General features: G+C 59.7%; 19 protein-coding genes, 1 tRNA gene and 1 pseudogene. 6 read left to right on the top strand and 15 right to left on the bottom strand.

Annotated elements, in window-relative coordinates; translation table 11 throughout:
* The first annotated feature begins 95 nt into the window (after positions 1 to 95).
* Positions 96 to 764 (top strand): HAD family hydrolase, encoded by a 669-nt coding sequence (locus tag ACR9ZQ_RS18860; RefSeq protein ID WP_405049716.1) that lies wholly within the window; start codon positions 96 to 98, stop codon positions 762 to 764.
* A gap of 137 nt (positions 765 to 901) precedes the next feature.
* Here ACR9ZQ_RS18860 and ACR9ZQ_RS18855 read toward each other — a convergent pair whose 3' ends face one another.
* Both ACR9ZQ_RS18855 and ACR9ZQ_RS18850 read right to left on the bottom strand, forming a co-directional pair.
* Positions 902 to 1,534 (bottom strand): outer membrane protein, encoded by a 633-nt coding sequence (locus tag ACR9ZQ_RS18855; RefSeq protein ID WP_481428513.1) that lies wholly within the window; start codon positions 1,532 to 1,534, stop codon positions 902 to 904.
* A 206-nt stretch (positions 1,535 to 1,740) separates the two neighbouring features.
* Positions 1,741 to 2,052: a hypothetical protein gene (locus ACR9ZQ_RS18850; protein ID WP_477820125.1), complete on the bottom strand. Its 312-nt coding sequence runs from the start codon at positions 2,050 to 2,052 to the stop codon at positions 1,741 to 1,743.
* A gap of 46 nt (positions 2,053 to 2,098) precedes the next feature.
* On the opposite strand from ACR9ZQ_RS18850, the gene ACR9ZQ_RS18845 reads away from it, so the two are divergent.
* Positions 2,099 to 2,341 carry a hypothetical protein gene (locus ACR9ZQ_RS18845; RefSeq protein WP_310382919.1) on the top strand — a complete coding sequence of 81 codons (243 nt, stop codon included), beginning with the start codon at positions 2,099 to 2,101 and terminating at the stop codon, positions 2,339 to 2,341.
* Between the two features lie 62 nt (positions 2,342 to 2,403).
* On the opposite strand, the gene ACR9ZQ_RS18840 is transcribed toward ACR9ZQ_RS18845, so the two are convergent.
* Positions 2,404 to 2,480: transfer RNA gene (locus ACR9ZQ_RS18840), tRNA-Pro, on the bottom strand.
* Between the two features lie 519 nt (positions 2,481 to 2,999).
* Between ACR9ZQ_RS18840 and ACR9ZQ_RS18835 the strand changes: the two genes are divergently transcribed.
* A complete protein-coding gene (locus tag ACR9ZQ_RS18835; RefSeq protein WP_310382920.1) occupies positions 3,000 to 3,221 on the top strand; it encodes a hypothetical protein in 222 nt (73 codons plus the stop codon).
* Positions 3,222 to 3,248: 27 nt separating this feature from the next.
* Here the strand turns inward: ACR9ZQ_RS18835 and ACR9ZQ_RS18830 are convergent, their stop codons facing one another.
* Positions 3,249 to 3,482 carry a DUF982 domain-containing protein gene (locus ACR9ZQ_RS18830; RefSeq protein WP_310382921.1) on the bottom strand — a complete coding sequence of 78 codons (234 nt, stop codon included), beginning with the start codon at positions 3,480 to 3,482 and terminating at the stop codon, positions 3,249 to 3,251.
* A 187-nt stretch (positions 3,483 to 3,669) separates the two neighbouring features.
* Here ACR9ZQ_RS18830 and ACR9ZQ_RS18825 point away from each other — a divergent pair, with 187 nt between their 5' ends.
* On the top strand, positions 3,670 to 3,882 hold the full coding sequence (locus ACR9ZQ_RS18825) for a hypothetical protein (protein WP_037096147.1): 213 nt from the start codon (positions 3,670 to 3,672) through the stop codon (positions 3,880 to 3,882).
* A gap of 48 nt (positions 3,883 to 3,930) precedes the next feature.
* Here the strand turns inward: ACR9ZQ_RS18825 and ACR9ZQ_RS18820 are convergent, their stop codons facing one another.
* The 6 genes and pseudogenes from ACR9ZQ_RS18820 to ACR9ZQ_RS18795 form a co-directional block, all read right to left on the bottom strand.
* Positions 3,931 to 4,080, bottom strand: a complete 150-nt coding sequence (locus ACR9ZQ_RS18820; RefSeq protein ID WP_481428512.1) for a hypothetical protein — start codon at positions 4,078 to 4,080, stop codon at positions 3,931 to 3,933.
* Between the two features lie 62 nt (positions 4,081 to 4,142).
* On the bottom strand, positions 4,143 to 4,436 hold the full coding sequence (locus tag ACR9ZQ_RS18815; RefSeq protein WP_113325260.1) for a helix-turn-helix domain-containing protein: 294 nt from the start codon (positions 4,434 to 4,436) through the stop codon (positions 4,143 to 4,145).
* Positions 4,433 to 5,706: pseudogene (locus ACR9ZQ_RS18810) on the bottom strand (O-antigen ligase family protein). Before ACR9ZQ_RS18810 ends, ACR9ZQ_RS18815 begins: the two are co-directional and overlap by 4 nt.
* Positions 5,703 to 7,265 (bottom strand): undecaprenyl-phosphate glucose phosphotransferase, encoded by a 1,563-nt coding sequence (locus tag ACR9ZQ_RS18805; protein ID WP_481428511.1) that lies wholly within the window; start codon positions 7,263 to 7,265, stop codon positions 5,703 to 5,705. Before ACR9ZQ_RS18805 ends, ACR9ZQ_RS18810 begins: the two are co-directional and overlap by 4 nt.
* A 55-nt stretch (positions 7,266 to 7,320) precedes the next feature.
* Positions 7,321 to 8,490: a glycosyltransferase family 4 protein gene (locus ACR9ZQ_RS18800; protein WP_007819912.1), complete on the bottom strand. Its 1,170-nt coding sequence runs from the start codon at positions 8,488 to 8,490 to the stop codon at positions 7,321 to 7,323.
* Between the two features lie 3 nt (positions 8,491 to 8,493).
* Positions 8,494 to 9,069, bottom strand: coding sequence for a polysaccharide biosynthesis/export family protein (locus ACR9ZQ_RS18795; RefSeq protein ID WP_007819909.1), 576 nt, complete (start codon positions 9,067 to 9,069; stop codon positions 8,494 to 8,496).
* 187 nt (positions 9,070 to 9,256) lie between these two features.
* Between ACR9ZQ_RS18795 and ACR9ZQ_RS18790 the strand changes: the two genes are divergently transcribed.
* On the top strand, positions 9,257 to 11,407 hold the full coding sequence (locus ACR9ZQ_RS18790; protein ID WP_481428510.1) for a GumC family protein: 2,151 nt from the start codon (positions 9,257 to 9,259) through the stop codon (positions 11,405 to 11,407).
* A gap of 60 nt (positions 11,408 to 11,467) precedes the next feature.
* On the opposite strand, the gene ACR9ZQ_RS18785 is transcribed toward ACR9ZQ_RS18790, so the two are convergent.
* Entirely contained in the window at positions 11,468 to 12,703 is a 1,236-nt protein-coding gene (locus tag ACR9ZQ_RS18785; RefSeq protein ID WP_481428509.1) for a GNAT family N-acetyltransferase, read from the bottom strand.
* A 125-nt stretch (positions 12,704 to 12,828) separates the two neighbouring features.
* Positions 12,829 to 13,038, bottom strand: a complete 210-nt coding sequence (locus ACR9ZQ_RS18780; RefSeq protein ID WP_037071678.1) for a DUF2842 domain-containing protein — start codon at positions 13,036 to 13,038, stop codon at positions 12,829 to 12,831.
* A 115-nt stretch (positions 13,039 to 13,153) separates the two neighbouring features.
* Between ACR9ZQ_RS18780 and ACR9ZQ_RS18775 the strand changes: the two genes are divergently transcribed.
* On the top strand, positions 13,154 to 14,257 hold the full coding sequence (locus ACR9ZQ_RS18775; protein ID WP_481428508.1) for a COX15/CtaA family protein: 1,104 nt from the start codon (positions 13,154 to 13,156) through the stop codon (positions 14,255 to 14,257).
* A 316-nt stretch (positions 14,258 to 14,573) separates the two neighbouring features.
* Here the strand turns inward: ACR9ZQ_RS18775 and ubiA are convergent, their stop codons facing one another.
* From ubiA to ACR9ZQ_RS18760, 3 genes are all read right to left on the bottom strand, one after another.
* Positions 14,574 to 15,488 (bottom strand): 4-hydroxybenzoate octaprenyltransferase, encoded by a 915-nt coding sequence (ubiA, locus tag ACR9ZQ_RS18770; RefSeq protein ID WP_113324476.1) that lies wholly within the window; start codon positions 15,486 to 15,488, stop codon positions 14,574 to 14,576.
* A 124-nt stretch (positions 15,489 to 15,612) separates the two neighbouring features.
* Positions 15,613 to 15,966: a VOC family protein gene (locus ACR9ZQ_RS18765; protein WP_310382929.1), complete on the bottom strand. Its 354-nt coding sequence runs from the start codon at positions 15,964 to 15,966 to the stop codon at positions 15,613 to 15,615.
* A gap of 204 nt (positions 15,967 to 16,170) precedes the next feature.
* A complete protein-coding gene (locus ACR9ZQ_RS18760; protein ID WP_310382930.1) occupies positions 16,171 to 17,991 on the bottom strand; it encodes an ABC transporter ATP-binding protein in 1,821 nt (606 codons plus the stop codon).
* Positions 17,992 to 18,137 lie beyond the last annotated feature (146 nt).

Genomic DNA, 18,137 nt, shown 5'->3' with positions numbered 1-18,137 from the left:
ACACTTTTGCGCGACATGCTTTAGGTTGACGCCGCTCCTGCGCTCGGCTAGTCGCGGAAGGCCTGACGGCTTTCCGCTTTGCAAGGAACCCTCCTTTGTCCACTTCCCATCGCGTTCTCGACAAGACCTACGATGCCTTCCTCTTCGATATGGACGGCACCGTGCTGAATTCCATCGCCGTCGTCGAGCGCGTCTGGAGCGAGTGGGGGCTCCGCCATGGTTTCGAGCCTGAGGTTCTTCTGAAGACCATCCATGGTGTTCGTGCATCTGACAGCATTCGCCAGCTCGGCCTTCCCGGTGTCGATCCGATTGCTGAGGCAAAGTTGCTTCTGAAAGAGGAGATGGAGGATTTCGAGGGCATCGTCGAGATTCCGGGTTCCATCCGCTTCCTGAATGCACTGCCCGCGGATCGCTGGGGGATCGTCACTTCGGCGCCGATCGAACTCGCCGTCCGCCGCATGGCGGCGGCAGGCATTCCCATGCCGAAAATGATCGTCAGCGGCGAGGAAGTCTCGTCAGGCAAGCCGAGCCCGGAATGCTATCTGCTCGGCGCGAGCCGCCTTGGCGTCGATCCCACCCGCTGCCTGGTATTCGAGGATGCGGTTGCAGGCATTCTCGCCGGCGAGGGTGCCGGAGCCGATGTCACTGTCATCACCGAAACCCATGCGACGCCATTCGAGACACCGCATTTCACCATCGCCAACTATGCCGCATGGCAACCGCATGTGGCGGCGGATGGTAAGCTCGCGCTCTCAGCCGCTTAAAGCGTGTCGCGCAAAAGTGTGCAGCGGTTTTGCGATAACGACATGCGAAAACAAGAACCTAAAGCGCGACAAGCAAATCTGAAAGATCGCGACGTGCTTTAGTCTGGCAGCCTGAATAGTCTTGAACGGAGAGGGCTTCAGAATTTATAGCCCACGCCGATCATCACGACATGCTGGTCGATGTCCCCGTCGAGCCCGAGAAGATCGGCGCTGCCGTAATCATTGTAGCGATATTCCAGCCGGCCGAAGAAGTTATTGGTGAAGGCGTAGTCGACGCCCGCGCCGATCGTCCAGCCTGATAGCGTATCCCTGTCGTTGCCGGCGGGGCCGTCGATATGGGCCTGCGCACCCGTCCAGCCTGCCGCGCCATAGATCAGAGCGCGATCGATCGCATAGCCGAGCCGGGCTCGGACGGAGCCGGCAGTTTCGAGGCCGACTTCAAACGGGCCGACATCGGCCTTGTCCCAGTTATAGGAAACGTCACCTTCGATACCGAAGACAAAATTGTTGTCGAGCTGCCAGTTATAGCCGACGAAGCCAGTGATCAGGCCACCATTCATGTCTTCGGAAAAGACGTCGAAATCGCCATTGGCCCAGGTTGGCCCGCCACCGACACCGACGTAGAAGCCCGTCCATGTGAAGACTGGCGCGATCTCGGCTGCCGGTGCGGCCGGCACCTCTTCGATGGCATCAGCCGCCATGGCCGAGCCGGCAACGAGGCCGGTGACGAGGAAGCTGGCGACTGCGGCCGATACGAGATGACGTTTCATGATTTCCCCCTGCCGGCAAGAGCCGGCCGAAAACTCGTTGAGATCCGACTGCCTCGGACTGAAACCGCATCGGCGCATGGCACATCGCGGCTGCGGGCAAGCGACCCGCAAAATCATGGTTTCCAACGCGGTTTTTGGGTAAAGGTTCCGGGAGGGGGTTACGGCCCGACTGGATGGTCAATCGGCAGAGCAGAAGCCGGCAAGGCTTAGAGCTTGATGCGATTGCCCTTGTTGTCGAGCATCTGCAGTACGTTGCCGTCCGTCTTGATTGAAATGCAGTCAGTCTGCTTGTTGGGGAAAAGAACGCAGATCTGACCGTCTGAAATTTTATAGCCGTTCTTATTGCCTGGACGGTATTCATAGCCGTTCGAGGCCTTCCGCAAGTCGCTGGCGCCTTTCAGCATCTGACGGATTTCGTTTTCCTTGGCGTTCCGGAATTTGACGTTTTCTGCCAATGCGATATGCGAGGAGGCCAGCGTCACGATCACGCCGATGAGAAGTGAGCGGCTTGGCAGCATGTGGTAAACTCCAGGCAATGGTCTGCGGGAAATTGAAGAGAGTGAAATGATCAGGATCGTTCTTGCCTTAGCTTTAGCAATGGTTGCCGGTAATGCAATGGCTGTCGATCCGAGAAATCCGCGTGTCGACCGGCAAACCTACCAGGATTGCCGCCGCTTTCCCGAGCGTTGCGCCGGTGACGACCGCAACCGCAATCGTCGCGATTATTACCGCGACAACACCCGCCAGGGCTCGGGCCGGTACATCTACCGCGGCGAGCGCCGCATATGGACGGATGAATCGCGCTGAGGCCGCGCCGCGCGCCCTCACTCTTGCGAGATGCGGAAAGACTGAGATTTCAAGGGATTAAATGGTCGGGGCGACTGGACTCGAACCAGCGACCCCTTGACCCCCAGTCAAGTGCGCTACCGGGCTGCGCTACGCCCCGACCTGCCGAAACGGCTTGCTTCTGTTAGACTTTTCGGTTTTTGGACGCAAGGGAAAAATGCCGCCGTGATCATAAAATGGAACTTGTCCTGGGGAATGTCTTCTGAGGAGCTTGTGTCCCGCCTCGCTGGCGCCATCCAGAGGCCTCACAACTCGCGCTGACTGTTAAAAAAGTCCGTGTAAAGCGGCAAGAATCCTGCATACGACGGCGCAGCATGGAAATCCTCCCGCCCATAAGCAATGCGGCGCCAAGCTGCGTCGACTTTTGCCGGAATAATATGAGGTTTAGGTTGTAGTTTTTGATATACTAAATTTTCGGTAAACTATTTCTTAAATATTTCTGTCAAGTATCCCCGCGTAGAGGAGGGATTTATTTCATATTCGGACGAAATCTACCTGTGATTGAAGCTGATATGCGCGATCGTCCCAATTTTGGATTATTTGAAATTGAAATTTATTCGCAACTTTGTTGCTGAGGGTGTAATGAAGAGAAATCGTAGAAAAGCGTAGTTTCGGGCTTATGACGATCGACAACAAGACACAGGATTGCCGGCAGAGCCTTGCCGCTGCATTCAAGGCTCTCGCTGACGAAGCCGTGAAAGCCGGCTGGCCGGAAGGGGATGTTGCCCTTGCGCTCGCGGAGCTTGCCGAAGAGCATGTCGCCGAGGTTGGCGCCAAGGTGATTGTCGAAGGCTTCCATCAATCGCAGCTTTATGCGGCGAGCGGCCGGCTGAAATTCTGAGCTGAATTCTGACCGGCCTATCAATCCTCATAGCAGCAGCCCAGCTGTCCTGGCAGCCATCGCGAAAGACACCTGTGCCGCGCGCGGGCTTCTCAGCCCATCCATTGCATCGAGGCAGTGCTGGAGTGCTATGCGATATTCGCGGCCGCGCTTGGCCGGCCAGCGCTTGAGATATTCGACAGCTTCCCAGGCAGTTGAAACGATGAAGCTGCTGCTTGGAGATTTGACCCTCACGGGCGAGGGGAAGCGTTTTTCGCTCACGGCTCTCTCATTTCATATGAATTCCAAACGGCCCTGTAACGCGCGAGACAAGAGATTGTTCCCGACGATTTTGATTTGCGCAGTTGCTAAAGTTTTGGGCCACGCGCATAATAAGAACATGGCTGGCAGGGAGGGCGTCGGCTGCGCAGAATGATGCGTTATTGCCCTCTGAGGGAAATGCGGCGCGATGTTGAAATCGTCAGTTCATCCCCAGGATCTACCGCTCTTTTCGGAAGATATCGACCTGCTGTCGCAGGTTCTGAGTCAGATTTGCGATGACAGCGGCATCGCCCCCCGCACGCCGGAGGCCGACAGGATCGGCGCGGCCATCATTCAGCTTTACAAGCAAGGCGTGAAGGACAGCGGCAAGCTGACAATTCTCGCCAAGACCTATCTCTAAAGCTCCCCGATCCAGAATGCTTTGCGCTGAGCAGAAAGGGCTCTAAGCTCAGTTCTGCTCGATCGAGACACCGTTCTTGCCGATACTCATCTCGATGCCCTCAGGCTTGCTCTCCTCATGGAAGATGTAGGCGCCGAGGCCGACGACCACGACGACGAGCGCGCCGATGACAAGATAAAGACCGCTATTGCAATTCAAGATAGGCTACCCCCAACACATTGACAGGACAGCCGAAACGCCTGAGACGGCGCTTAGTTCCGTCAATCGTCGTTCGCAGCGTTGAGATTTTCCGGCCGGATGCCGTCATCGTTGGAGCTGCGGGCGCGCATGCGTATGCCGGGGCCGCCCTCATCCTGATTGCCGCTGGCGATGAAGATGATACCGTGGGCTTCCAGCGTGTTGCGCACATCGATCGTGGCGCGCGTCTCGCCGGCCCATTCGCCATTTTCCAGCGCCTGGACTGTTTCGACGGAAAGTCCGGCATGAGCTGCGAGTTCCTCGATGCTCATGCCGATCATGGCGCGTGCGCCGCGTATCTGTGTCCCTGTAATCATGCCGGAAATCTAGCGCCTTTGCGGAACTTCTCAAGTGTTTGTGAGCGGGTCGAGCGCTTGTGGCGAACTTCCAGCGCCGCGCAGCCCCACACGATGCCGAACAGCAGGTAAACGTGGCGCCAGTGGTCGATATCGATGACGTTGCCGATCGCCGCATGGCCGAGAACGGAGATCCACGCGACCATAAGGAAAGGCTGCCATGGCCGGTCGAGCAGCATGTTGCGGAAGCCGAGATAGAGCGTCCAGCACAGCATGCCGACATAGCTGATGAAACCCAGCCAGCCGTAGGTGGTCAGCGACTTCAGCCAGATATTGTGCTCGTCTTCTGGAAACATGGTGCCGAAGACCAGCGGCCCGATGCCGAGCGGCCGTTCCATCATCATCTGGAAGCCGATGCGATGGCGGTCGAAGCGGCCGAGATGCTCACCGTCATATTGCTGCACGAGCTGGGCGCGGGCAGAAAAAGCTCGCTGACCTTGGGAACCTGCAGCGCGACCAGCAGCGAGGCCACCATCAGGGTGATCGCGCCTAGCGACAGGATCAGCACCCTGAGCCGGAAGGCGCCGCTGCGCTCCTTCAAGAGCATGATGAAGATCAGCACCACCACGGCAAAGGCGAAGAGACCCCAGGCGGCGCGTGAGAAAGAGAGGAAGATGCCTAGCGCCAGGATGAGCAGTGCTCCCGCCTTGATCGGTGACGTCTTGAGATTTCCGGCGAGAATGCCGTGCACGAGGTAAAGCGCCGGCGGCACGAGGAAGGGGCCGAAAACGTTCGGATCCTGGAAGGCGCCCTTGGCGCGGTCGTAAAGCGTGAAGACTTCCGAGCCGGGAAAGGCGTGGAAATAGCCAAGGATACCGAGCAGGGAGGTGATAACAGCCGCAAAGCTCCAGGCATTGAAGATCAGCGGCAGCCGCTTGTGGCTGTCCTCGATGATCGCGGCATAGAAGATGGAGGTCAGCGCCAGGAATGTCGAGACGGCGATATACATCGGGCCGGTCGCCAGATCCCGCATCTGGGTGAGCGACAGCATGCCGCCAATGTTGAAGGTCAGCAGCAGCGTCAGCAACGGCGCGGTGGTGCGGGATATCTTTAGGCCGAGTATGAACCACAGGCCGATCAGCCCTGCCATCCACAATTCATAAGGCGCGGGCTCGTCGATGACGAAGCCGGAAAGAAAAACCCCGAAAGCGACCGCCGCCGAACCGATGAGGCGGAGCGTCAGCCGTTGCGGCTGGGCCACGCGCACAGGGGAGGCGTCGATCGCGCTCAATAGGCGTTTTCCGTGTTGAGCAGCCGGACCGGCGTCAGGAACAGGATCTTGAGGTCGAACCAGAGCGACCAGTTCTCGATGTAGTAAAGGTCGTAAGCCGTGCGGAACTTGATCTTCTCGTCATTGTCGACTTCGCCACGCCAACCATTGATCTGCGCCCAGCCGGTAACGCCGGGCTTGACGCGGTGGCGGGCAAAATAGCCGTCGACGATATCGGCGAAAGCGCGGTCGTGCGCCTGGGCGAGCACGGCGTGCGGACGCGGGCCTACCAGCGAAAGCTCGCCTTTCAGCACGTTGAAGAGCTGTGGTAGCTCGTCGATCGAGGTCTTGCGGATGAAGCGGCCGACACGGGTGACGCGCGGATCGCCCTTGGTGACGGCGGCCTTCGCCGTCGGATCGCTCATGTTGGTGTACATGGAGCGGAACTTGAAAACATTGATGACTTCATTGTTGAAGCCATGGCGCTTCTGCTTGAAGAAAACAGGTCCTTCCGACGTCGCCTTCACGGCAATCGCAGTCGCCACCATGACGGGCCAGAGCAGGCAGAGCGCGATAATGGTGAAGAAGATATCGAAAGCGCGCTTAGCAACGGAATCCCAGTCGCGGATCGGCTTCTTGAAGATGTCAAGCATCGGCACCGCGCCGACATGCGAATAGGCACGCGGGCGGAAACGCAGGCGATTGGCATGTGCGGCAAGGCGGATGTCGACCGGCAGCACCCAGAGCTTTTTCAAAAGTTCGAAGATGCGCGCTTCGGCAGAGAGCGGCAGTGCGATGATCAGCATGTCGATGCGCGTCATCCGCACAAATTCCACGAGTTCGCTCACCGTGCCGAGCTTCGGATAGCCGGCGACCATGATCGGCGATCGCTTCTCACCGCGGTCATCGAAGATGCCGCAGATGCGGATGTCGTTATCCGCCTGCTGCTCCAGCATACGGATCAGTTCCTTGGCCGGCTCGCCGCCGCCGACGATGACGGCGCGGCGTTCCATGATGCCGTTGCGCGCCCAGTTGCGCACGCCTTGTGCCACGAGGAAGCGCTCGATGACCAGAAAGAGCGCGCCTGCAATAAACCAGATGGCATAGGATTCCGCGGTTGTAGCGCTGAGACCGCGCAGAAGCGAGAAAGCGCCTGTTGTTAGCACGAAGACGATGGCGAATGCTGCGAAGGCATGCGGCAGATACCGGACGCGAGCTCTGAGAGCCGGAATGGAATAGGTATCAGCAAGCTGAAGCGCTACGACGGTCAATGCCGAAACGATTGCCGCCATGACGACCCGCATCAGCATGCTGTCGCTGCCGTCGCCAGGCGCGAAATAGAAGGCGGCAAGGCCGATGACGAACTGTGTCAGGAATTCCAGCAGCCGCAACTGGCCGATGATGATCGTCGGCGAATAGGTTCCGTCTCGGAACTGTTCGGCGATCTGACGTGCATAGGGATTGATACCAGGCGTCTCGCCGGCAGCATGCTTGGAGGCGTCGTTGCGCGTCTCCGTATCGAAGACCTGCTTGCGCAGGGCTTCGACATCGAACTGTCCGCTCTTTTCCAGCTTGTTCATGGGGCTTCATCGCTCGTTGATGTGAGCGGGATAACAGAAAGCCCCTAAGAAACATTTACGAGGCGGCCGGGATCGCCTGTGCCGCTGCGGGATTGACGAGTTCACCGTAGAGTTTCAGCACTTCGCGCGCCATGACCGACGCGGAAAAGACCGATTTGACCGTGTCGGGCGAGGGCATGACTTTGTCGTGCCAGCCGGGTACCGTCAGTGCTTCCGCCATCACCCGCGCCAGATCGTCGGAATCTCCCGGTGCCACCAGTGCGGGACTATCGGCACCGAGCACCTCGGGAATACCGCCGACGCGCGACGCGATGACGGTCTTGCCGGCGCCGAGGCCCTCCAGAACGATATAGGGCATGGCTTCGGCGCGGGAGGGAACGACGAGGTTCTGCGCCATGGAGAAGGCATCCTTCACGCGCATGGCCGGCAGCATGCCGATGCGCTTGCCGAGGCCGCGCTCCACCATCATCTCGCGATAACGGTCGCGTTCCGGCCCGTCGCCGATCATCAGCGCCGAAAGCGGTCGGCCGAGCAGGCGCTCGGTCTTGGCGAAGGCATCGATGAAGAGATCCGGGCCTTTGAGGTCGCGCAGCATGCCGACATAAATGAAGTGCACGGCATCGGAGCGTGTCGGGATGTCTGAAAAGTCCCGCGCGCCGATGCCGTTATAGATCAGACGGTTGGTGACCCGCGGCCGCCCCACCTTGGTCGCATAGGTCTGGCGTTCATATTCGCAGATGAAGACGAGCGCATCGGTGAAATATTCCTGCAGTCGCTCCATGCGCAGCACGAACTGGCCGAGCATGGAGGCGCGGGAATAATGCAGGCTTCCGCCATGCGCGGTATAGAGGCGGGCTACGCGATACCTGTTGACCCGCAGGGCTGAGCCGGCAAGCCGCGCAAGCACGCCGCCCTTGGCGCCGTGCCCGTGCAGCACATCCGGCCGCAAACTCCTGATTTCCTTGAATGTGTTCCAGAGTACCATGGCATCAGCCGGGCTGATGGAGCGCCGGATCGGAATACGCGTCAGGCCGAGCGAAAGATAAGGACGGATATCGTCGAAGAGACGGTCCTCATATTCGCCGCCGGTCGAGCTGTCGCAGATGATGCCGATTTCGTGGCCCGCCCGGCTGTGTTCCTCCACCAGATCGCGGACATGGCGGAAAATTCCGCCGACCGGCGATCGGAAGCAGTGAAGAATGCGGAGGGGCCTCTGTTCTTCCATCAGCTAGAAGAGCCGTTCACGAACATAGATCGTGTCACCGGCGATGATCGGGCCGGAAATATTGACGCGGCCCGTCAGCACCTGTCCGTTGATCTTGCGCGTGACGTCGACCATGCTCTGGTTGGCGCGGCTGGTGAAGCCGCCGGCAACTGCGATGGCGTTCTGCACGGTCATGCCGGGAACATAGGCATATTGGCCGGGCTGGCCGACTTCGCCCATGATGTAGACGGAGCGATAGCGGTCGACATCGATCGTGACATCAGGATCGCGAAGATATCCCTGCTGCAGCTTCTGCGCGATCTGGCCGGAAAGCTGCTGCAGGGTGCGGCCGCGGGCAGGGACCTGGCCGATAAGGGGGAACGCGATATAACCGGCCTGATCCACCGTATAGGTATTGGTCAGCGTAGCCTGATCGAAGACGGTGATGCGCAGGCGGTCGCCGCTGTCGAGCGAATAGGGCTGGATCGTCGCCTGGTTGAAGGCCTTCGGCGCCGGCCGATAGGTCGTGCAGCCCGCCAGTGCCGCCATCATGGCGACAAGGCTCATAGCCATCAAGGTCTTGGGCTGGACGAAGGGCATCCGCTTGCTCACAGGAAGATAAATCGGTCGAGCCGTTATCGATCTATTAGGGTTAATGCCCGGTAAAAAATCCGCCGATTTCCGCAATTCCTTTATCAGGAGCGTCTTGTTTGCGAGGGAACTGCCATTAACCGTTGAGTTACCATGGTCGTTTACGCTTGCGGCAGTTCGTATTGGAGTAGTGAGTATGTCCCGCGTAGCGAGTGATCAGGATGTGGACATCGACCTCGGCCAGCTTGCGCGCGCGGTCTGGGCCCGTCGTCTAAGAATATTGACGATCACCGCATTGGGTGCGGCTGTCGCTTTTGCTGGCGCCAAGATAGTTTCGCCGCAATATCGCAGCGAGACTCGTCTCCTTATCGAGCCGCGCGCTCCTGCATTCGCCAATACACAGACGAACGACGCCAGTGCCGGGCCGCTGCTCGACGAGTTGAATATCGCGAGCCAGGTGCAGATCCTGCAGTCGGCGGACCTTATCAAGCAGGTCATCAACAATCTGAAGCTCTATAATCTGCCGGAATTCGATGCGGCTGCGAACGGCTCTGCGCTCACCGATATCCTCGTGGCGCTGCACCTAAAGAAAAACCCGCTGGAAAATCCGCCGGAAGAGCGTGTTATCGACGCCTTCACTCAGCGCCTGCAAGTCTATCAGGTGCCGGGCTCGCGCGTCATCGGCATCACCTTCACCTCCAAGGATCCAAAACTCGCCGCCAGCATTCCGAATGCCATGGCGCAGGTCTACCTGGCTATCCAGAGTGGCGCCAAGCTCGACTCCAACACCGAAGCCACGCGCTGGCTCGAGCCGGAGATCGACAGCATGCGCCAGAAGGTGAGCGAGGCCGAGAAGAAGGTCGCCGATTACCGCACCACCCATGGCCTGCTGCAGACCAACGGCACCACGACCTTTACCGCGCAGCAGCTCAACGATATTTCCGTCGAGCTGACCCGCGTGCGCACCGACAAGGCGAATGCCGAGGCGAGGGCGCAGGCCGTGCGCAACGCGCTCTCTTCGGGCGAAGCCTCAGACACGCTAAGTGATATTATGTCGTCGCAGGCGATCCAGCGGCTGAAGGCGACGGAATCCGGCCTCCAATCGCAGATCTCCGACCTGCAGACGAGCCTGCTGAACAACCACCCGCGGCTGAAGAGCCTGCGCGCTCAGCTTGCCGATATCCGCGTGCAAATCCGCCAGGAAACGCAGAAGATTCTCGCTAGCATCGAGAACGAGACGAAGGTTGCCGATCTGCGCGAACAGGAATTGGAACAGCAGTCCGATACGCTGCAGGCCAACAGCGCCAGGGCGGGCGAGGACGGAGTGGGTCTCAACGCACTGGAGCGAGAGGCGAATGCCCAGCGCCAGCTTCTCGAAACCTACCTCGTGCGTTACCGCGAGGCCGCTTCCCGCGCCGACCGGAATTCCAGTCCGGCGGACGCCCGCATTGTTTCGAAGGCGATCGAGCAGGTCGATCCCTATTTCCCGAAGGTCGTGCCGATCGTCGTCGTTGCCGCAGTCGCAACACTCATCATGAGCGCGATCATCATCATGCTCTCCGAACTCTTCAGCGGCCGTGCGCTGCGTCCGGTGGAAGCCCCCGATGTCGAGGAAGAAGGGCAGGGCGACGCAACACCCGTTCCCGCCTCGAAGATCACCAAACCGAGCATGCTGACGGCTGCCATTGATGAGGATGAGCATGACGATGAGGAGCCGGAAGCCGAGCCGGTAGCGGAAGCGCCTGCCGACGACAACGAATTCTCCGTTTCGTCCGTCGCGCGCTATCTCACCGACTGCCGCGCTCCGCTTGCCGTCTCCATATCTCCGACCGGCGATAATGGTTCGGCCGCGACCGTTGCCCTGGCACGCGTGCTCGCCGATACCGGACGCCGCGTAATCGTAATCGACATGACCGGCTCCGGCTATCCGAGCGAACTGATGGCCGAGAACCCCGAAGCATTGGGCGTTACCGATCTTCTCTGCGGGGAGGCTGCCTTCGGCGAGACGATCCATGGCGACCGGATGTCCGATGCGCATCTGATCCCGCAGGGTGTGAGCGATGTGCGCCGTGCCATGCGGGGCGTCGACAGGCTTTCGCTGCTGCTCGATGCGCTGACTTCGGCCTATGATATCGTCATTGTCGAATGCGGCGCGGCCGATGTCGCCGGTGTTTCGCGGCTGACGCGCAGCAAGGAAATCGAGATCATCCTGTCGCTGCCCGAGATCGATGAGGCTACTTTCGTCGGCATGATGCAGGATTTCCAGAGCGCCGGCTACGAGCGCGTCGTCCTTATGTCGGGCGGCGAAGAGGCTGCCATGCGCAGCCCCGCGCGTCACGCCGCCTGATCGTTAAATCTCTGTTTTACGCATGTTGCGCAAAACGCTGCACACTTTTGCGCGACATGCTTACCCGACCTTGGCCCGGATGTTTTGGGCGAATTTATAGAGACCAGGGCGGGCCTTGATGAAGGCCTTGCCACGGGTGATCGCCCGGTGCGCCGTGCCGGCTGCGATGCCGATACCGGAGATTGGCAGAACCACATCGTAATGGTCGGTTTCGACCGGTGCCCAAGAGCGCTTGTAGCTCTGGTCGCCGAGACCGAAATCGAAGAGTGCTACTCCCTTGCCGTGCAGACCTGATATCATCTGCCAGAAGAGAAATTCGCCGGGGCTTGCATCCGCAACCAGATCCTCGTCGATCGCGCCGAACTGGCAGATGACGTGGTCGCCCTTGCGGGAAATCCCCGACAGCGCGGCGATGCGTCCCTCATAGTCGCCCTTCAGGCGCAGGGCGCGCATCTGAAGGCCGAAATTGTCGCCATTCCGCTTGTCGATCAGGCCGTGCAGGAAGGCCTTGGTTTCCGCATCCGCAAAGACATCGGGCAGGCCGAGCGAGGCGAAGCGGGCGCTTTTCAGACGGAAGAACATGTCGAGCAGTTCGTGTTGCTCCGAGGATGCTTCAGGCGCGATATAGTCGAAGCCGCCAACCGCCTCCAGCCGCCGGCTCTGCGCGCGGAATTTCTTGCGCCTGCTCTTGGCGTTCAACTGCTGCAGCGTCTTCTCGAACGTATCGAAGAGCGGAAGCTGATAGGCGTGGTTCTGGTTCTGCACCATGGGCAGGCCCGAGAGCATGTTGCGACGGCTGCGCCATTCCAGTGGAATATTTTGCAGAAGAAGCAGATCGGCCTTGCCGGCGAGTGCTGCACGAAGGCGGGCAGCAAGATGATGGCTGTCTACCGTATCGCTGTCTGCGGCAAAGTCCTGTGAGAACAGGCCGGTATTGATGTTGCTGTGGTCGGCGCCGATGAATTTGGCGATCCGCATGCCGCGTGAAGCGACGATTTCCACCGGCAGGATGAAGGCGGTGCGGTTGCCGCTGCTGCCACGCAGGATGGCGAGCGGACGGCGGAAAGCCGCCACCCAGGCGGCGCACCAATCATAGCTTTGGTGCAGCGAGGAAAGATTGTCGCACTCCAGCGCGCGCCATTCCTCTTCCAGGGGCTCCATCCTGTCGAAAAGCTGGATATCGAGTTCGGCCATGGCAAGTTTCACGCTGAGTTGCCGCAGCCGGGAAATGCCGGCTTCAGCTTGCGCCACAGCGTCGAACTTTTGTTCAAGAACATCGAGCCTCTGCGTCTGCACGTATCTTTCTCCGATCGAGAGATTGCTGCAGAGGAAGGTAAGGCAGCCAGACGTATATTTGGTTTAACCGCCGCCCCTCAGTGAGGATTTCCACAAATCAGGGTTATTCCGTCGTTAATCGGCCCCTACCGCTGTCTCGGACCGGCCATCCACTTGATGATGACCATCGCCGGCAGCACCCAGAGCAGGCCGGTGAGCGCGAAGTAAAGGAGATGCCCCCACCAGGGCGCATTGCCGAGCGTCGCGACCGCGATCGTATTCGCCACAATCGCATAGAAAAGCACGAGGATGATGATCAGGATCGTGCCGATGAATTTGCGAAGGCGGACGGGCATCGTATAACTTTCGAACGGATGGGACTGAGCCGGCGCGACGGCATGCCGCAAAGGTTCGGGGCTTGTTTTGCATCAGCCGCTGGGGCAAATCAACTGCCGGATAGAAGGAGACATCATGGCCGTCGCGAACCTGAGCCCAGAGCAGGCGATCCGCACTGAAGTGCGCAGGCAGGACAACAACCGCCGCGCCGTGCGCATCTGGCTGGGTTTCGTGCTTTTGGCGCTCTTCTGTCTCGTGCTCGTAGGGGGTGCCACGCGGCTCACCAATTCCGGTCTTTCCATCACCGAATGGAAGCCGATTCACGGCGTCATCCCGCCGCTGAATGCCGCCGAGTGGGAAGAGGAATTCAAGCTCTACCAGCGCATTCCCGAGTTCCAGCAACTGAACAGTGACATGACGGTCTATCAGTTCAAGAGCATCTTCTGGTGGGAGTGGGCGCACCGGCTGATCGCACGCGGCATCGGCGTGATCTTCGCGCTGCCGCTGGTCTTTTTCTGGGTGACGGGCAGGATCGAGAAGCGCCTGCGCTGGCCGCTTGCCGGCATCCTGACGCTGGGTGGCCTGCAGGGTTTTATCGGCTGGTGGATGGTCTCCTCCGGCCTGTCTGTGCGCACGGATGTCAGCCAGTACCGGCTTGCCACCCATCTCGTCATGGCCTGCCTGATCTTCGCCTCCTGCATGTGGATCATGCGCGGGCTTTCGCCGCATTCCGATGATGCTGCCCCGACGAAGAATTCCCACCGCTGGGCGGCGGCGATCGCCATCTTCTCGCTCTTCCAGATCTATCTCGGCGCACTGGTCGCCGGCCTCGATGCCGGCTTTACCTACAATACCTGGCCGCTGATGGATGGTGCCGTCGTCCCCGGCGATCTCTTCATCCAGCAGCCCTTCTGGATCAACCTCTTTGAGAACCCGAAGACGGTGCAGTTCATCCACCGCTTCGGCGCCTACACGCTGTTCGCCCTGGCCCTCATCAACATGGTGATCACGCTGCGCGCGGCTGCCTCGACCACCCATGCACGCCGCGCCGTGGTGCTCTTCGTGCTCGTCACGATCCAGGCGGCAATCGGCATCACCACGCTGCTGCTCGAGGTGCCGTTGCATTGGGGCCTGTTGCATCAGGCAGGTGCCTTGGTCGTATTCGGTTTTGCCGTCGCCAACTGGCGCGGCTATTACGGCGAATATCCCCACGCAACTGTTATCGCCGAGCGCGACTGAGCAGGCATAGAGACGTCCTTATCCCCTGGCTCGCGGAAGAGTGAATGGGATCAATGCGATGCTCCTCGCATGGATTTGCCGTGACATGCTAGATTGTCGGCTTGGCGCATGGGCGATCCTATGAAGGGGGATGTTCCGATGAACAGATTTCGCACATTCGTAATGGCAGGCGCTCTGATCACGCTTTCCGCGATTGCCTCGGGCTGTACATCGACGGGGGGATACGACTATGGCGAGGATACATCCCTGAACCCGGCCTGCGCCGGCGGTTTCCGTCCCAGCGATAATCGGCCCTGCTCTTATTGAGCCGACGGGCTTACCAGGTTCCCATAAAGGCCGAGGCTGCCAGCAATAGCCCGGTCAGGATATTTGCCAGGAACAGACGGTAATTCACTTCCGGCCGTGCAAGGTCGATCCGCCAGGTCTGCCAGATAAGGTGCGCGGCGATGACGAGCATTCCAAACGCATAGGGCAGGGACATGCCCGACAGCCAGCCTCCGAGCGACCATGCGGCGACCGTCAAAGCGTAGAACAGGCCAATCATGAGCTTGCCATGCCGGCCGAACAGGATCGCAGTTGATTTCAGGCCGAGGCTTCTGTCGTCTTTCACATCGACATAGGCATAGACGGTATCGTAGCCGATCTGCCACGCGATGGCTCCAGCCCACATAAGAACGGCTCCGGCCGGAATCTGGCCGGCAATTTCTGCCCAGGCCATGAGCATGCCCCAGTTGAACGCTGCGCCGAGCACCGCCTGCGGCCAATGGGTGAAGCGTTTGCAGAGCGGATAGACGAACACAAGCGGCAGAACGCAGAGGGCGACCAGTCGCGTATAGGGCGTCAGAAACAACAGGAGAGACGCCGCCAAGGCGAGCTCGACGGCCAGAAAGGTCAACGCCTGACTGACGCCGATCTGCCCGCTTGCCAGAGGCCGAAAACGGGTTCGCTCGACATGGCCGTCAAATTTCCGGTCCGCGATATCGTTGATCGTGGAGCCGGCGCTTCGCATCAGCAGGGCGCCGAGCGTGAAGACGGCTAGCTGCCGGATATCGGGCAGGCCATGAGCGGCCTGAAACAGCGCCGCCCAGCATGGAAACAGCGTCAGCCATATTCCGACTGGACGATCGAGCCGCGCGAGCCTTGTGTAAGGTCGCCATGCGCCCGGCAACAGCCGGTCCACCCAGTCACCCTGATGAATATCGCTCAAGTCAGGGCGGTTTAATGTGTTCATGGCGTGATCCGGATATTTTCGAAAATTCTCAATGAAAGCAGTTATTTCGTGCCTTGGATTGGCTGTCGCAGAATAGAGGCTTTCGGTGGCATTGCAATGATCGTCCCGTCTCAGGCAAACCCATTTAGCCTGCGTGAGAGAGGATATTCAGCAGCTTGCCGGTGGGGTCGCGAATATAGAAACGCCGTACGCCCCAGGGCTCGTCGGCCGGCCCGTAGACGATCCGATGCCCACCCGTCACAGCGCGCTGATGGACCTCGTCCACATCATCGACCTCGATCGAAATGTCGGGCACTGCGGTTCCCGATCCACCCTCCGTTGCAATACCGATCTGGGTGATTGCGCGCCTGTCGGATGCAAGGGTGACGATCCAGCCATGATCCATAACGATGTCGAGATCGAACAGCCCGGAATAGAAATTGCGCACGTCTTCGATGGAAGCGGCGGCGATATTCGGAACGATGCGCAGCACTGTCATGGTGTTCCTCCCTAGAGCGCCGTGCGTCCATTCGGACGCACTAAGGACGCTCTAACTCTTGGAATCTACGCATCAGGCTTTCCGAAAATCGTTCCGATTTTCGGGCCGATGCTGTAGGCGTGAAGAGAAATAGCACTTGGTCGATCTGCGGAACAGTTCAGGCCCTGTCTGCCGAACTGTTCCGCATCTCATAATCCCAGGACCTCAGATGCTCGCCTGCAGCCCATAGAGATTGGCATAAATGCCGCCGCTCTCCATCAGCCTGTCATGATTGCCTTCTTCGACGATACCGTCGCCGGTGAGCACCAGAATGCGGTCGGCGTGGCGGATCGTCGAAAGGCGATGGGCGATCACCAACGTCGTGCGTCCCTTGGCGAGCGTCAGGAAGGCCTTCTGCACGGCCCGCTCGCTTTCATTGTCGAGCGCGCTCGTCGCCTCATCGAAAATGAGGATGGCAGGGTTCTTGAGGAAGGCGCGAGCGATCGTCAGCCGCTGGCGCTGCCCGCCAGACAGCTTCACGCCGCGCTGGCCGATATCGGTCTGATAGCCCTGCGGCAACGCCATGATGAACTCATGCGCATGGGCAGCACGGGCTGCGGCCTCCACCTCTTCGTCCGTCGCATCCGGTCGGCCGTAACGCAGGTTTTCCGCCACAGTTCCGGCGAAGAGATAGACATCCTGCTGCACCACGCCGAGGTGCCGGCGCAGCGAGGCGAGCGTCACATCACGGATATCGGTGCCATCGATTTCGATCGAGCCGCCGGTGACATCATAGAAGCGGGGCAGCAGCGCGCAGAGCGTGCTTTTCCCCACGCCGGAGGGGCCGACGAGTGCCACGAATTCGCCGGGGCGGATGGTCAGCGACAGGTTGCTGAGCACGTCCGCTCCGTCCTCATAGCTGAAATCGACATTCGAGAGCCGGATCTCTCCCTTCGGGGTATGCAACGCATGAGCCGAAGGTCGATCCACGACGTCTGGGTCGATCTCCAGTATCTCCATGGCCCGCACGAAGCCCGTATAGCCCTCCTGCCAGAGCCGGGCGAGGTTCGCCATCCGCTTGACCGGATCGACGAGGACGCCGACGCAGAGCAGGAAGGTCAGGAGATCGGCAATGGTGAGTTCCGCCGCAAGGATGCGCAATCCGCCGAGGATGACGACCAGAAGCGTAATGATCTGGGCGAAGGTCTCGGCACCAGCGGAAAACCAGGCTTCGCTGCGGTAGCCATCGGCGCGACTTTCGAGGAAGCGCCTGTTGAGGACAGCAAAGCGTTTCCGCTCCAGATCCTCGTTGGCGAAGGATTGGACGACGCGGATGCCGGCCAGCGCATCCTCGACCTTTTCGTTGACGGCGGCGATTTCCTGCTTGCTCGCCTCGAGGGCACGGTTCATGCGCCTGTTGAAGTGCAGCGCATAAGCCACGGCAAAAGGCGTCAGCAGGAGGATCAGAAATGCAAGTTGCGGGTCGATGAAGAACAGGACTGCCATCGCCCCGCTATATTTGAGAATAGCGATCAGAAGGTCTTCCGGCCCGTGATGGAAAAGTTCTCCCAGCCAGAACGAATCGCCAACGATGCGGCTCATCAATTGGCCGGTGCGGTGCCGGTCGTAGAAGCCGAAGGAGAGCTTCTGGCAGTGGTCGAACAGTTCCTGCCGGATATGCGCCTCGATATGCGCACCCATCATATGGCCGCGATAATCGACGAAGAAGATCGCAACTGTCTCGGCTGCCACGATGGCCAGCATGACGCCGCCCATGCCGAGGATCTGCCAATAGGCCGAAGCCGAATCGGCGAGCCCGATGAGATGGCTCATGACGATGTTGGCGCAGAGCGGCAACGCTACTGCGGCAGCAGCAACGACGACGGCACAGGCAATATCAGCCATGAGCAGCGGAAGATGCGGCCGGAAGTAGGACAGGAACTTGCGCAGGCGCAGCCGGCGCCTGTCGTGGGATTGCGATGCTGTTGAGAAGCTGCGGTTAAGACGCGGCGGGTTTTTCCTCGCGCGTGAAAGCAAACTGGACATGAAGACGGATATCCTGAGTGTTGATCTTGTTCTTCTGGTTGCTCAGGATCGTTTTCATGAGTGCCTCCCATCGGCGTGAAACAGGGGCTGCGCGCCGTTCAAGCAGCACGGCCTTGCTGACAGCGTGCCGCGTTTACCGCAAAACG

The sequence above is a fragment of the Rhizobium sp. KNZ14-9A genome, from assembly GCF_056755015.1.
This window is presented reverse-complemented; position numbering and strand designations above follow the sequence as displayed.

Bases quoted from the DNA above. Each gene is read 5' to 3' on its own strand.
- ACR9ZQ_RS18765 (WP_310382929.1), bottom strand. From the start codon at position 15,966: ATGACAGTGCTGCGCATCGTTCCGAATATCGCCGCCGCTTCCATCGAA.
- ubiA (WP_113324476.1), bottom strand. From the start codon at position 15,488: ATGAACACATTAAACCGCCCTGACTTGAGCGATATTCATCAGGGTGAC.
- ACR9ZQ_RS18760 (WP_310382930.1), bottom strand. From the start codon at position 17,991: ATGTCCAGTTTGCTTTCACGCGCGAGGAAAAACCCGCCGCGTCTTAAC.
- ACR9ZQ_RS18855 (WP_481428513.1), bottom strand. From the start codon at position 1,534: ATGAAACGTCATCTCGTATCGGCCGCAGTCGCCAGCTTCCTCGTCACC.
- ACR9ZQ_RS18825 (WP_037096147.1), top strand. From the start codon at position 3,670: ATGTTGAAATCGTCAGTTCATCCCCAGGATCTACCGCTCTTTTCGGAA.
- ACR9ZQ_RS18805 (WP_481428511.1), bottom strand. From the start codon at position 7,265: ATGAACAAGCTGGAAAAGAGCGGACAGTTCGATGTCGAAGCCCTGCGC.
- ACR9ZQ_RS18795 (WP_007819909.1), bottom strand. From the start codon at position 9,069: ATGCCCTTCGTCCAGCCCAAGACCTTGATGGCTATGAGCCTTGTCGCC.
- ACR9ZQ_RS18780 (WP_037071678.1), bottom strand. From the start codon at position 13,038: ATGCCCGTCCGCCTTCGCAAATTCATCGGCACGATCCTGATCATCATC.
- ACR9ZQ_RS18775 (WP_481428508.1), top strand. From the start codon at position 13,154: ATGGCCGTCGCGAACCTGAGCCCAGAGCAGGCGATCCGCACTGAAGTG.
- ACR9ZQ_RS18790 (WP_481428510.1), top strand. From the start codon at position 9,257: ATGTCCCGCGTAGCGAGTGATCAGGATGTGGACATCGACCTCGGCCAG.
- ACR9ZQ_RS18845 (WP_310382919.1), top strand. From the start codon at position 2,099: ATGATCAGGATCGTTCTTGCCTTAGCTTTAGCAATGGTTGCCGGTAAT.
- ACR9ZQ_RS18850 (WP_477820125.1), bottom strand. From the start codon at position 2,052: ATGCTGCCAAGCCGCTCACTTCTCATCGGCGTGATCGTGACGCTGGCC.
- ACR9ZQ_RS18800 (WP_007819912.1), bottom strand. From the start codon at position 8,490: ATGGAAGAACAGAGGCCCCTCCGCATTCTTCACTGCTTCCGATCGCCG.
- ACR9ZQ_RS18835 (WP_310382920.1), top strand. From the start codon at position 3,000: ATGACGATCGACAACAAGACACAGGATTGCCGGCAGAGCCTTGCCGCT.
- ACR9ZQ_RS18815 (WP_113325260.1), bottom strand. From the start codon at position 4,436: ATGATTACAGGGACACAGATACGCGGCGCACGCGCCATGATCGGCATG.